10 protein-coding genes are annotated in these 13,188 nt (G+C 72.8%); 6 read left to right on the plus strand and 4 right to left on the minus strand.

Annotated features, from left to right (window positions below; translation table 11 throughout):
• The first annotated feature begins 168 nt into the window (after window positions 1-168).
• A complete protein-coding gene (locus tag CPE01_RS13100) occupies window positions 169-960 on the plus strand; it encodes an exodeoxyribonuclease III (protein ID WP_146807272.1) in 792 nt (263 codons plus the stop codon).
• Between the two features lie 6 nt (window positions 961-966).
• On the opposite strand, the gene CPE01_RS13105 is transcribed toward CPE01_RS13100, so the two are convergent.
• Both CPE01_RS13105 and clpB read right to left on the minus strand, forming a co-directional pair.
• Complete coding sequence (locus CPE01_RS13105) at window positions 967-2,010, minus strand: Gfo/Idh/MocA family protein (RefSeq protein ID WP_146807273.1); 1,044 nt, start codon at window positions 2,008-2,010, stop codon at window positions 967-969.
• Window positions 2,011-2,122: 112 nt separating this feature from the next.
• Window positions 2,123-4,711, minus strand: coding sequence for an ATP-dependent chaperone ClpB (gene clpB / locus CPE01_RS13110; RefSeq protein ID WP_146807274.1), 2,589 nt, complete (start codon window positions 4,709-4,711; stop codon window positions 2,123-2,125).
• A 351-nt stretch (window positions 4,712-5,062) separates the two neighbouring features.
• On the opposite strand from clpB, the gene CPE01_RS13115 reads away from it, so the two are divergent.
• Complete coding sequence (locus CPE01_RS13115) at window positions 5,063-6,322, plus strand: cellulose binding domain-containing protein (protein WP_146807275.1); 1,260 nt, start codon at window positions 5,063-5,065, stop codon at window positions 6,320-6,322.
• 178 nt (window positions 6,323-6,500) lie between these two features.
• On the opposite strand, the gene CPE01_RS13120 is transcribed toward CPE01_RS13115, so the two are convergent.
• On the minus strand, window positions 6,501-7,337 hold the full coding sequence (locus CPE01_RS13120; RefSeq protein WP_146807276.1) for an alpha/beta fold hydrolase: 837 nt from the start codon (window positions 7,335-7,337) through the stop codon (window positions 6,501-6,503).
• Window positions 7,338-7,466: 129 nt separating this feature from the next.
• Between CPE01_RS13120 and CPE01_RS13125 the strand changes: the two genes are divergently transcribed.
• The 4 genes from CPE01_RS13125 (at window position 7,467) to CPE01_RS13140 (ending at window position 10,889) form a co-directional block, all read left to right on the plus strand.
• On the plus strand, window positions 7,467-8,051 hold the full coding sequence (locus tag CPE01_RS13125) for a TetR/AcrR family transcriptional regulator (RefSeq protein ID WP_146807277.1): 585 nt from the start codon (window positions 7,467-7,469) through the stop codon (window positions 8,049-8,051).
• Window positions 8,052-8,143: 92 nt separating this feature from the next.
• Window positions 8,144-8,797, plus strand: coding sequence for a histidine phosphatase family protein (locus CPE01_RS13130; protein ID WP_146807278.1), 654 nt, complete (start codon window positions 8,144-8,146; stop codon window positions 8,795-8,797).
• A gap of 157 nt (window positions 8,798-8,954) precedes the next feature.
• A complete protein-coding gene (locus tag CPE01_RS13135; protein ID WP_146807279.1) occupies window positions 8,955-9,956 on the plus strand; it encodes an alpha/beta hydrolase in 1,002 nt (333 codons plus the stop codon).
• Window positions 9,957-10,019: 63 nt separating this feature from the next.
• Entirely contained in the window at window positions 10,020-10,889 is an 870-nt protein-coding gene (locus tag CPE01_RS13140) for a YhjD/YihY/BrkB family envelope integrity protein (RefSeq protein WP_186811540.1), read from the plus strand.
• Here CPE01_RS13140 and CPE01_RS13145 read toward each other — a convergent pair.
• Window positions 10,882-13,182: an Ig-like domain repeat protein gene (locus CPE01_RS13145; protein ID WP_146807281.1), complete on the minus strand. Its 2,301-nt coding sequence runs from the start codon at window positions 13,180-13,182 to the stop codon at window positions 10,882-10,884. The two genes, CPE01_RS13140 and CPE01_RS13145, sit on opposite strands and share 8 nt — an antisense overlap.
• Window positions 13,183-13,188 lie beyond the last annotated feature (6 nt).

Genomic DNA, 13,188 nt, shown 5'->3' on the forward strand with positions numbered 1-13,188 from the left:
GAGCCTCGTCGTGGCTCGTCGCCTTCGTGGCGACCGCCGTGGCACCGTGCGCGCTCATGCGCCCAACTCCCTAGTTTCGGTACAGACACCGAAACCCTACATGTCCGGTATCGGTGCGCACACGGGATCGGTGCGGGACCTGTGGACGGCCGCGGGTAACCTCCCGCCATGCGCGTCGCCACCTGGAACATCAACTCGATCCGTGCCCGTACCGAACGGGCGGTGGCGTTCCTGGAGCGGTCCGGCGTCGACGTGCTCGCGCTGCAGGAGACCAAGTGCAAGGACGAGCAGTTCCCGCACGAGGCGTTCGAGGCGCTCGGCTACGAGGTCGCGCACGTCGGCTACAGCCAGTGGAACGGTGTGGCCGTGGTGTCCCGCCTCGGGATCGACGACGTCGAGATCGGCTTCCCCGGCATGCCGACGTGGGGTGACCCGGCGGCCGCCGAGGCGCGCGCGATCGGCGTCACCGCGGGCGGCGTGCGCGTGTGGAGCCTGTACGTGCCGAACGGCCGCGAGATCGACGACCCGCACTACGTCTACAAGCTCGACTGGCTCGCACGCCTGCGCGACGCCGCCGCCGGGTGGCTCGCCGACGACCCCGCAGCCCAGGTCGCGCTCGTCGGCGACTGGAACATCGCCCCGCTCGACACCGACGTGTGGGACCCCGCGTGGTTCGCGGGCCGCACGCACGTCACGCCCGCCGAGCGCGACGCGTTCACGGCCATCGCCGAGGTCGGCTACACCGAGGTCTCACGCGTGCACGTGCCCGCCGAGCACACCTACACGTACTGGGACTACCAGCAGCTGCGCTTCCCCAAGAACAAGGGCATGCGCATCGACCTCACCTACGCCTCCCCCGCGCTCGCCGCGCGCGTCACGGGCGTGACGATCGAGCGCGACGAGCGCAAGGGCAAGCAGCCGTCCGACCACGTGCCCGTCGTGCTCGACCTCGCGGACTGACCCCGGTCACTCCCCCGGGTAGACCACCCCGAGGCGGCGACGGATCTCGTCGGCCGTCTCCAGCACGGTGACCACCTCGTCCAGCGGGTGCAGCGGCGACTCGGTGAGCCCGGCGTCCACGTAGCGCGCGAGCGCTGCGGCCTGGAAGCACAGTCCGTCGAGGTCCTCGATGCGGTTGTCGTCCCACGTCGCGGTCTCGTCGCCCACGTGCAGGTGCACGCTCGTCGGGCCGCGGAACTGCGGACCCGTGGCGACCCAGCCCGCCTCACCGTGCACGCGCGCTGCGTCGTCCGCGGGCGTGAGCATCGAGGTGAACAGCTGTGCCTGCAGGCCCGGGTACGCGACCTGGAACGCGACCTGCGCGTCGACGCCCGTCGGCGCGAGCGAGCCCATGACCTGCAGGTCCGTGGGCGCGGCCGGCAGACCGGTCGTCGTCGCGACGAAGGAGGCGAACGACAGCGGGTAGATGCCGATGTCGAGCAGCACCCCGCCCGCGAGCGCCGGGTCCATGAGCCGGTGCGTGTCCGGCACGACCGTGCGCGTCGCGAACGAGCCGGTCACCCAGCGCGGCTGACCGATCGTGCCGCCCTCGAGCACCTGGCGCAGCACGTCGATGTGCGGCAGGTACCGCGTCCACATGGCCTCCATCGCGAAGACCCCCGCCGCGCGCGCCGCCTCGACGATCGCGCGCGCCTCGGCCGCGTTGCGCGCCATCGGCTTCTCGACGAGCACGTGCTTGCCCGCCGCGATCGCCGCGAGCGCCTGGTCCGGGTGGTGGCTGTGCGGGCTCGCGACGTAGACGACGTCGACCTCGGGATCGTTCACGAGCTCGTCGTACGACGACAGCGCGCGCTCGACCCCGAACTCGTCGGCGAACGCCTGCGCGCGCGACGCGTCCCGGCTCGCGACCGCGACCACGCGCTGGTTCGTGTGCCGCTTCAGCGACCCGACGAAGTGCCCGGCGATCCACCCCGGCGCGAGCACCCCCCACCGCAGCACGGGCGCATCACGCGGGTCGGGAAACCGGGGCTCAGGCAGTCGCAACGTCACGCCCACACTCTCGCACGCGCCCAGGTCAACCCCCTGATCCGACCCTCGGACGGGCACAGATGCGCCACGGCACCGAGGACCGAACCCTCGGTGCCGTGGCGAGCCGGCGCGGTCAGGCGCCCGTGATGGTCAGGCCCGTCTCTCCGCGGTCGACGACGACCGTCTGGCCGTCGTGGATCTGGCCGGACAGCAGGGCGCGGGCCAGGTTGTCGCCGATCTCGCGCTGGACGAGACGGCGCAGCGGGCGGGCGCCGTACGCCGGGTCGTAGCCCTCGATCGCGAGCCACTCGCGGGCGGCCGGGCTGACCTCGAGCGTGAGGCGGCGGTCCTGCAGCCGCTTGGCGAGCAGCTCGACCTGCAGGTCGACGATGTAGCCGATCTGCTCGAGCGAGAGCGGGTCGAACAGCACCACGTCGTCGAGCCGGTTGAGGAACTCGGGCTTGAACGACGAGCGCACCGCACCCATCACGGCCTCGCGCTTCTCGGTCTCGGACAGCATCGGGTCGACGAGGAACTGCGAGCCGAGGTTCGACGTGAGGATGAGGATCACGTTGCGGAAGTCGACCGTGCGTCCCTGGCCGTCGGTCAGGCGCCCGTCGTCGAGCACCTGCAGCAGCACGTCGAACACCTCGGGGTGGGCCTTCTCGACCTCGTCGAGCAGGACCACGGAGTACGGGCGTCGCCGCACGGCCTCGGTGAGCTGGCCGCCCTCCTCGTAGCCGACGTACCCGGGAGGGGCGCCGACGAGCCGCGCGACCGAGTGCTTCTCGGCGTACTCCGACATGTCGATCCGGACCATCGCGCGCTCGTCGTCGAACAGGAAGTCCGCGAGCGCCTTCGCGAGCTCGGTCTTGCCGACGCCCGTGGGGCCGAGGAAGAGGAACGAGCCGGTGGGACGGTCCGGGTCGGAGATGCCCGCGCGGGCGCGCCGGACGGCGTCGGAGACCGCAGCGACGGCCTTCGTCTGGCCGATCAGGCGCTCACCGAGCACCTCCTCCATGCGCAGGAGCTTGGCGGTCTCCCCCTCGAGCATGCGGCCGGCGGGGATGCCGGTCCACGCCGAGACGACCTCGGCGATCTCGTCGGGCCCGACCTTCTCGGCGATCATCGGCGGGCCGTCGACGACGTCCTGCTCGCTCTCGCTGGCCTCGGCGTCGGCGATCTGCCGCTCGAGCGTGGGGATCTCGCCGTACAGGATGCGCGCGGCCTTCTCGAGCTCGCCCTCGCGCTGCAGCCGCTCGGCGTCGGAGCGCAGCGCGTCGAGGCGGGCCTTGAGGTCACCGACGAGGTTGTGGCCGGCCTTCTCCTTCTCCCACCGGGCGTTGAGCGCCGCGAGCTCCTCGCGACGGTCCGCGAGGTCCTTGCGCAGCCGCTCGAGCCGGTCGAGCGAGGCGGGGTCGTCCGACTCGGACAGGACGACCTCCTCCATCTCGAGGCGCGTCACGGCACGCTGCAGCTCGTCGATCTCGATGGGCGACGAGTCGAGCTCCATGCGCAGGCGCGAGGCGGCCTCGTCGACGAGGTCGATCGCCTTGTCGGGGAGCTGGCGCCCGGTGATGTACCGGTCGGACAGCGCGGCTGCGGCCACCAGGGCTGCGTCCGAGATCGTCACCTTGTGGTGCGCCTCGTACCGCTCCTTGAGGCCGCGCAGGATCGCGACGGTGTCCTCGACCGACGGCTCACCGACGTAGACCTGCTGGAACCGCCGCTCGAGCGCGGGGTCCTTCTCGATGTGCTCGCGGTACTCGTCGAGCGTGGTCGCGCCGACGAGGCGCAGCTCGCCGCGCGCAAGCATCGGCTTGAGCATGTTGCCCGCGTCCATCGCGCCCTCGCCGCCGGCACCCGCGCCGACGACCGTGTGGAGCTCGTCGATGAACGTGACGACCTCACCGTCGGAGGCGGTGATCTCCTCGAGGACGGCCTTGAACCGCTCCTCGAACTCACCGCGGTACTTGGCGCCCGCGACCATCGACGCGAGGTCGAGCGCGACGAGCTTCTTGCCGCGCAGCGACTGCGGCACGTCGCCGGCGACGATCCGCTGGGCGAGCCCCTCGACGACGGCGGTCTTGCCGACACCGGGCTCGCCGATGAGCACGGGGTTGTTCTTGGTGCGGCGCGAGAGGACCTGCACGACGCGGCGGATCTCGGCGTCGCGCCCGATCACGGGGTCGAGCTTGCCCTCGGCGGCACGCTGCGTGAGGTCGAGGCCGTACTTCTCGAGCGCCTTGTAGGTGCCCTCGGGGTTCGCCGACGTCACGCGGCCGTTGCCGCGCACGCTCGGCAGCGCCGCGAGCAGCGCGTCGCGCGAGGCCCCCGCGGCGCGCAGCGCGTCCGCGACACCGGACTGACCCGCCGCGAGGCCGATCAGCAGGTGCTCGGTGGAGACGTAGTCGTCGCCCAGCGTGCGCGCCTCGTCGTTCGCGGCGAGCAGCGCGGCGGTCGTCTGGCGCGACGCCGGTGGCTGGCTCACGGTCGAGCCCGACGACGACGGCAGGTTGACCAGGATGCCGCGCACCGCCCGGCCCAGCGCCGCCCGGTCGGCGCCCACGGCGTCGAGCAGGCCGTTGGCGACGCCGCCCTCCTGCTGGAGCAGGGCGTCCAGGATGTGCGCCGGCTCGAGCTGGGGGTTGCCGGCGGCGCTCGCGGACTGGAAGGCGCTCCCGAGAGCCTCCTGCGAGCGGGTGGTGAACTTCGCGTCCACGTGACCTCCTTGTGCGAACGACTCGCGCATCGACGATTCTGCAGTGCTGCTCGTCTCAACGCGACAAAGTTGAGTCTATTCCGCTCAACTTCATCCGGCCCGCGCTCCCACCGTGCCACCGTCGCGCCGCCGGCGCGCCCCGGGCGGCGGTCGCGCCGACCCGCACGAGCCTCCTGCACCCCGCCCCGAGCCGACCAGCGCCGCGTGCGAATCGATTTTCTTCATCGAAGGAGAGCCGATCCGCTCGACACCCGGCGGCGCTCTCGCGACCGTGGAGGCGCGCAGCCCATGTCGGCGTGCAGAGCCGCCGCCGACGCTGCACGCGGACCCCACCACCTGGGAGGTTGCACCATGAGACGACCCGTACGGGCGCTGCGAGCGGCCGCCGGCGCGATCGGCGCCGCGCTCGCCGCGGCCCTGCTCGTGACGACCTTGACCGCCGCTCCGGCCTCGGCCGCGGCGGGCGGCTCCGGCCCGTACCCGGCGGACTACGAGACGTCGAGCTCGCTGCCCAACCACACGATCTACCGGCCGTTGAACCTGCCGTCGGCGAAGCTGCCGGTCTTCGTGTGGGGCAACGGCGCGTGCTCCGCCAACGGCACGTCCGCCTACAACTTCCTGCGCGAGATCGCCTCGCACGGCTTCCTCGCGATCTCCACCGGCAGGCCGAACGGCTCGGGCTCGACGAACTCGGCGATGCTCACGCAGGCCATCGACTGGGCCGTCGCCGAGAACTCGCGCAGCGGCAGCCCGCTGCGCGACCGGATCGACACGAGCAAGATCGCCGTGGCGGGCTTCTCGTGCGGCGGCCTGGAGGCCTACGCGGTGTCCGGCGACGCGCGTGTGTCGACGACGATGATCTTCAGCAGCGGGCTGCTCAACGACGGCGACGACTACCAGCTGCGCCGGCTCGACCACCCGATCGCGTACATCATCGGCGGCCCGAGCGACATCGCCTACCCGAACGCGATCGACGACTGGGGCAAGCTGCCCTCCGGGCTGCCGGCGTTCATGGGCAACCTCAACGTCGGCCACGGCGGCACGTACGACCAGCAGAACGGCGGCGAGTTCGGCCGCGCGGCCGTGCTGTGGCTCAAGTGGCAGCTCAAGGGCGACGTCAGCGCGGGCCGCGTGTTCGTCGACCAGGGCTGCGGGCTGTGCGCGAACGGCGCCCAGTGGTCGGTCCAGCGCAAGAACCTGTCCATCGTCGACCCGACGCCGACGCCCACCCCGACGCCGACCCCCACTCCGACTCCGACGCCCACCCCGACGCCCACCCCGACGCCGACCGCCACGCCGAGCGACCCGCCCCCGACGGGCGGCGGCTGCACCGCGACCTACGCGGTGGCCAACCAGTGGCCCGGAGGCTTCGTCGCGCAGGTGGACGTCAAGGCCGGCCAGTCGCTGACCGGCTGGGTCGTGCAGGTCACGCTCGCGAACGGCGCGACCGCGAGCAACACGTGGAACGGTGTGCAGTCCGGCCCGGGCGGGTCTCCGACCATCACCAACGCACCGTGGAACGGCACGCTCGGTGCGGGGCAGAGCGCGACCTTCGGGTTCCAGGGCGTCGGCGACGGCGCCGGCGCGACGGTCACCTGCCGGGCGGCCTGAGACGTCGTCCGGGAGGCGGCGCTGCGCCGCTCGCGCGGAACCGGCGCAGCGCACCGCACCCGGACGGTGAAAGACGACGAGCCGTCCCACAGGGGGTAGGACGCCTCGTCGTCGTGCCGGTGGCAGACGGGTGGGGCGGGTACGTCCACCCGCCCCACCCGTCTGCCAACCGGCGTCGTCAGCCCGCCAGGAAGCTCAGCAGCGCCTCATTGACCTCGGCCGTGTGCGTCGTCAGCAGGCCGTGCGGCGCACCCTCGATCTCGACGTAGGTGGCGTCGGGCAGCGCCTTGGCGAACTGGCGGGCGGTCGCGTCGATCGGCAGGATGCGGTCGGCCGTGCCGTGCAGGATCAGCGCGGGCACGTCGATCTTGGGGATGTCGGCGCGGAAGTCCGTGCCCCACGTGAGCGGCGCGGCGGCCGAGGCGACCGAGCCCGAGCCGGCGGCGACGTCCCAGGCGTGCCGCACCTGCTCCTCGCTGATGCGCGAGCCCAGGTTCTCGTCCAGGTTGAAGAAGTCCTGGTAGAAGCTGGTGAAGTAGGCGTACCGGTCCTTGCGGACGTCCGCCGCGATGCCCTCGAAGAACTCGGCGGGCGCGGCCCCGTCCGGGTGGTCGTCCGTCTTCGTCAGGTACGGCTCGAGCGAGCCGAGGAAGGCGGCCTTCGCGACGCGCGCCGAGCCGTACGTCCCGAGGTAGCGACCGACCTCTCCCGTGCCCATCGAGAAGCCGACGAGCACGACGTCGTGGAGGTCGAGCGTCTCCAGGACCGTGTTGAGGTCCGCGGCGAACGTGTCGTAGTCGTACCCGACCGACGGCTGGCTCGACTGGCCGAACCCGCGGCGGTCGTACGTCACGACCCGGTACCCGGCGTCGAGGAGCGCGGCGGTCTGGCCCTCCCACGAGTTGCCGTCGAGCGGGAAGCCGTGGATGAGCACGACGGGCTGACCCGTCCCCTTGTCCTCGTAGTGCAGCTCGATGTCGACCGAGTTCTCGGTCCCGACCTTGATGCGACCCATGGTGCCCCTCTTCTCCAGTCCGGGAGAACGCTCGTTCTCCGCCGATGTGGACTACAGTAGAGAACGATCGTTCTCACCGCAAGACCTGAGGGCGAACTGCTCTGGATCCGGACAAGAAGGGCATCGATCATGACGAGCACGGCAGCCGAGCCGGCGGCCCTCGAGCCACGCGAGCGGGTCGTCACCGCCGCGGCCGAGCTGTTCTACGCGCGCGGCATCCAGGCGGTGGGCATGGACGAGGTGCGCGGCGCCGCGGGTGTCTCGCTCAAGCGCCTCTACGCCGAGTTCCCCGGCAAGGAGCAGCTCGTGCTCGCCGTCCTCGACTGGCGTCGCGAGCAGTGGGAGACCGGGCTCGCCCGGGCGGTCGAGCAGGCCGACGAGCCGCGCGCCCGGCTGCTCGCGGTGTTCGACTTCCTCGAGGACTGGTTCGCCGACGACTCGTTCCGCGGCTGCGGCTTCATCAACGCCTTCGGCGAGCTCGGCGCCACGTCACCGTCCGTCGCCGCCGCGACGCGCGCGCACAAGCAGGCCTTCCAGGACTACGTCGCCCGCCTCGCCCGGGACGCCGGCGCCGACGAGACGCTCGGTGCGCAGCTCGCCCTCCTCGCCGAGGGCGCCCAGACGACCGCGGCGATCGCGGGCTGCGGCGACTCCGCCGAGGTCGCCCACCGCGCCGCGGAGGTCCTCATCGACGCGGCCCTGGCCCAGCGCTGACGCCGAGTCGTCGCCCACACGACGCCTGACCGTCGTCGGCCGGTCACCTCACGCCCGTAGCGTCGCGAGCACCAGACGACGAAAGGGCGACGATGACCCTCACTCTCACGCTCGTGCGGCACGGGCGGACCCACTTCAACGCGCGCCGCGTCCTGCAGGGCCGCTGCGACTCCCCGCTCACGCGCGACGGCCGCGCGGGCGTCCGCACCACGGCGCGGCACCTCGCGACCACGCCGTTCACCGCGGCATGGTCGTCGCCCTCCGGGCGGGCGGTCAGCACGGCGGTCGAGCTCCTGCGGCACCACGAGGACGTCCGGCTGCGCACCGACGCCGACCTACGCGAGTACCACTTCGGGAGCTTCGAGCGGCGGCCCGAGGAGAGCCTCGACGCGGTGGTGGCGTGGCCGGTGCTCGTCGCCGGCGTGCTCGACGGGACGCATCCCGGGCTGCCGGGCGGCGAGCACGCGCGGGACTTCATGGCACGCACGACGAGCGTGTTCGCACGGATCGTCGAGCGGCACCTCGGCACGGACGAGCACGTGCTCGTCGTCGGCCACGGCCTGGCCCTGGGCGCGTACCTGGCGACGCTCGAGCCGATCGGCCTCGTCGCCCTGCCGAACGCCTCGGTCACCACGGTCGAGGTCGACGAGACCCGCGCGGTGCGCATCACGACTCTCGCGCACGACGTCGCCGGCCAGGGCCTGCTCGCTGCCCGCCCGGCCCACGCGCTGACGCCGGTCGCGTAGCAGGACCGCTCCGGCTCGCCCGCACGCGAGCCGGAGCGGGTGGGGTTGCGCTCGCTCAGCGAGCGGAAGTCCACCCGTCGGCGGCGAGAGGTGGGGCGGCGCTCGCTCAGCGAGCGGAAGTGCGACCGATCGCGGCACGAGGTGCGACGATGCCCGCATGGGTGACGCAACGGGCGACGCCGCCCGCACAGGGGCGACCGGCTGGGACGACGAGCAGCCCGACCTGCTCGGGGAGCCGTGGGTGGCGCGGACGCTGCACCTGCCGCCCGACGCGGAGACGGCCCGCGAGGGCGTCGACCCCGTCGCGACGCTCGTGCACCGGCCCGCGCGGCATCGTCGGGCCGTGCTCTACGTGCACGGGTTCGTCGACTACTTCTTCCACCCCCACGTCGCGGACGCGCTCGACGCCGCGGGCTGGGACCTGTACGCGCTCGAGCTGCGCGACTACGGGCGCTCGATCCGGCCCGGACGCCCGGCCAACCACACGCGCGAGCTCGCGACCTACGCCCAGGAGATCGACGCCGCGGTCGCCCTGCTGCGCGAGGACCACGACCACGTCGCGCTCCTCGGCCACTCGACCGGCGGCCTCGTCGCGGCGTTGTGGGCCGACGCGCGTCCAGGCGTCGTCGACGCGGTCGTCCTGAACTCCCCGTGGCTCGACCTGCGCGGCTCGTGGTTCGAGCGGCACGTCGTCACGCACGCGCTCGGCCCGCTCGCCGCGGTCGCGCCCGACCTCGTCGTCGGCCGCGTCCAGCCGCACTACGGGCGCGCGCTGCACGCGACGTCGGGCGGCGAGTGGGAGTTCGACCTCGCGTGGAAGCCGCACGAGGGCTTCCCGGCGCGGGCCTCGTTCGCCCGCGCGATCCGCCAGGGCCACGCGCGGGTCGGCCGGGGCCTCGACATCACCGAGCCGGTGCTCGTGCTGACGTCGGACGCCACCGGTCCCGACGACCGCGAGCACGACGCGGTGCTCACCACCGACTCCGTGCTCGACGTCGACCAGATCGCCGCACGGGCGCCGCTGCTCGGACCGGACGTCACGCTCGTCGTCGTCCCGGGCGGTGCGCACGACCTGGCCCTGTCCCCGAGCCCCGCCCGCGAGCGCTACCTGGCCGAGGTGGTGCGGTTCCTCGACGAGCACGTCCCCGCACGGGGGTAGGCGGTGGCGGGCGGGCTCGCACGACAGGTCGGGGCGGCCCGCGCCTGGGGTCTGCGCCGCTGGGTGGACGTCCGTGGCACCGCGACCGGTCGGCTGCTCGAACGGATCGCGCGCGAGCTCGTCGCGATCGAGCTGTTCGACCGCGCCATGACGCTCGCCGCGCAGGCGTTCACGTCGATCGTGCCCCTCCTGCTCGTGACCGCCGCGCTGCGGCCGAACAGCGACGGCGTCGGGAGCCACGTCGCGAGCACGCTCGGCCTGTCGCCCGAGACACGCGACGCGCTCGCGGGTTCCGTGCCCGACTCGAGCGAGGTCGCCAGCGCGATCGGGATCCTGGGCCTGCTCGTCGCACTGCTGTCCGCGACGTCGTTCGCTCGGGCGCTCGAGCGGATCTACGTGCGCGTCTGGGGCGCGCGACGCCCGGGGGTGCGCAACGCGTGGCGCTGGCTGGCGACGGTGCTGGCGGTCGCGCTCGCCACGTCGATCGTCGCGTTCACGCGGGACGTGGTCACCGCGTCGTGGCGCGGGATCACACAGCTCGCGGTGCAGGCGCTGATCTGGTCGCTGGTGTGGACGCTGGTCCCCCAGCTCCTGCTACGGCGCCAGCTCCCGCGCCGCCCGGTCGTGGTGACCGGGGTGCTGACCGGGATCGGGATGGCGCTGCTCGGCCAGGCCGGGTCGGTCTACCTGCCGCTCGCGCTGACGGCCGGCGCGCGTCAGTTCGGTGTGCTGGGTGTCGTGTTCGCCTACCTGGGCTGGCTGTTCGCGCTGTCGTTCGTCGTCGTCGCCGCGATGGCGATCGGGCACGCGTGCGCGTGCGACGACGGGCCCGTGGGCCGGTGGGTGCGCGGCACCGGTCCGGACGCGGTGCCCGCGCCGCCCGACGAGGCGAGCGACGGCGGGCCCACGTCCGGACCGGTCGGCGTCAGGTGACCTTGAGGGTCACGCCCGACGAGGTCCGCTTGAGCAGGTAGGTCGCCGAGGTCCCGGTCGGCGTGTAGGTCGCGGTGACCGTGTACGAGCCCTTGGCCTTCGACGGCAGGGTGACGGTGATCTTCCCGGCGTGCGACGCCTTGAGCGTCACGCTGGTCGAGGTCGAGCCGATGGTCACCTTCACGGTCCCGAGCGGTCGGGCGACCGGGCCCGACGTGACCGTGACCGTCACCTTGACCGGGGCGCCTGCCTTGACCGAGGGAGCCGTGACCTTGACCGTCGGCGTCACCCTGCCGACCTTCCTGCCCGTGGTCGTCGACGTCGCCTCGCTGCCGTCCGCCCCGCGTGCCGTGACGCGCGCGGTGATCGTCGCGCCGATGTCCGCCTTCGTGACCGTGTAGGTCCTCGAGGTCGCCCCGGAGATCGCGACTCCGCCGCGCAGCCACTGGATCCTCGTGCTCGACGCCGTGGGCGACCACGTGCCCGTGCTCACCGTCAGCGTCCGGCCGTAGGCGAACGTCCCGGAGATCGTCGCGCGCGTGACGTTCGTGATCGGCTTGACCACGCTCACGCTCGACGACGTCACCGTCGTCGACAGCCAACCCGTGCCGCCCTCGCCGGTCACGCGCACCGAGACCCTGGTCCCGCCGTCCGCCGCCGTGAGCCTGTACGTCCTCGACGCCGCCCCGCTGATGACCGTGCCGTCACGCAGCCACTGGTAGCTCGTCGTGGCGGACGCGGGGTCCCACGTGCCCGTGGTCGCGGTCAGGGTCCTGCCGACGTGCGCCGTCCCCGAGATCGTCGGCTTCGTCAGGTTGCTCACCAGCAGCGGGATCCGCACGTCGACGCCGGTCGTGTGCTTGACGACCTTGGCCTTCGCCGGGTCGCCCGTCAGCGGCGTGGTGTTCCCCGTCCAGAAACCGGCAGTGAACCGCGCGTTCGTCGCGTTCGCCGCTGCGTTCGGCTGGAAGTACAGCAGGTGGTCCTCGGTGCGCTCCGACTCGTTGAAGGCCGCCAGCGAGAACCAGCCGTTCGGTTCGACCAGTCTGTCGTCGGTCGGCGCCCAGACCCCGTCCGTGCCGCGCCGCCACAGCTGGACCTTCGCGGCGTCCGGGTCCCAGCGGTCGAACTGGAAGCCGTCGGGGACGGTCACGAAGCCGCGCACGCCGACGGTGGCCGTCGGGCGCAGGACGACGCCCGTGGTCGTCGGGCGGATCTTGCTGAGGCTCGACCAGGTGGCGGCGAAGCCCGCGTCATCGCGCGCGAACGGGGACCACTCGCCGTCGGCACGCAGCGCCCCGGACTGCAGCGGCCCGAAGCTGAACATGCTGATCGCGTACGAGCGGCCCGTGTCGAGGTCCGGGATGGTGAACGTGCCGTCGGAAGCCGCGTAGTGCGAAACGCCCTCCTTGATGCCGGACGTGTCGACGACCGCGTCCAGCGAGACGGAGGCGTTGGCGAGGATCGCCGCGTCCGCCACGACCCGCCCGGAGATGCTGCCGGCCAGGTTGGGGCGCAGCACCAGCCCGCTCGCGGGAGCGGTGACCGTGCCCGCCTTCAGCCGGGACGGCGAGAAGTACCCGTCGGAGGGGTTCCAGGCCCCGTCGTACAGCTTCTCCTGCGGGTCGAGGACCGAGATCCGGACCTCCTGGCCCGACGGGAAGCCGCCCACGGTGAACGTGCCGTCGGACGCGACCTTGCCGTAGGTCCACCGCTCCGCGCCGTCGTACGGCTTGCCGACGTTCGCGTACAGGCTCAGCGGCCGGTCGGGGTCCGCGGTGTACCCGCTCGGCAGCACGATGCGGCCGGTGATCTGCTGGCCGATCGTGGCGGTGACGACGACGCCCGTGCGACCCGGGGAGAACAGCGCGCCGCCCGGGTGCTGCTGCGCGATCCCGCCGGAGGCCGTCACGTACCCGCTGACCAGCTTCTGCTGACCGTCCTCGAGCACGAGGTAGTACTGGCGCGTCGACTGCAGCCGGGTGCCGGGGACGGTGAACGTCCCGTCGGCCGCGACCGTGACGTACAGGACCGGGTAGCGCACCGCCTCGGTGGTGGTGGCAGTGGCCGGGTACCGCACCTCGAACCGTGGGGGCGCCGCGGCGGAGTACGTGTACCCGGACGGGAAGGCGACGCGCCCGGTGATGTCGAGCGGGTCGGCCGCGCGGGCGGGCACGACGAGCCCGGTGACGAGCAGCGCGACGGCCGCGGTCAGGGCGAGCAGCGCGCGGCGGGCGCGGGTGAGCGGCGCTGCGGCCGCTGCGGTGGTGGCCACGGACGTGGTCAGGGGCATGGGCTA

Origin of the sequence: Cellulomonas persica, assembly GCF_007989825.1 — a bacterium.
GTDB classification, from domain to species: Bacteria; Actinomycetota; Actinomycetes; order Actinomycetales; family Cellulomonadaceae; genus Cellulomonas; species Cellulomonas persica.

Excerpts from the sequence above, each read along its gene's own strand:
- CPE01_RS13125 (WP_146807277.1), top strand. The coding sequence starts at position 7,467 with ATGACGAGCACGGCAGCCGAGCCGGCGGCCCTCGAGCCACGCGAGCGG.
- CPE01_RS13115 (WP_146807275.1), top strand. The coding sequence starts at position 5,063 with ATGAGACGACCCGTACGGGCGCTGCGAGCGGCCGCCGGCGCGATCGGC.
- CPE01_RS13100 (WP_146807272.1), top strand. The coding sequence starts at position 169 with ATGCGCGTCGCCACCTGGAACATCAACTCGATCCGTGCCCGTACCGAA.
- CPE01_RS13145 (WP_146807281.1), bottom strand. The coding sequence starts at position 13,182 with ATGCCCCTGACCACGTCCGTGGCCACCACCGCAGCGGCCGCAGCGCCG.
- CPE01_RS13120 (WP_146807276.1), bottom strand. The coding sequence starts at position 7,337 with ATGGGTCGCATCAAGGTCGGGACCGAGAACTCGGTCGACATCGAGCTG.
- CPE01_RS13135 (WP_146807279.1), top strand. The coding sequence starts at position 8,955 with ATGGGTGACGCAACGGGCGACGCCGCCCGCACAGGGGCGACCGGCTGG.
- CPE01_RS13130 (WP_146807278.1), top strand. The coding sequence starts at position 8,144 with ATGACCCTCACTCTCACGCTCGTGCGGCACGGGCGGACCCACTTCAAC.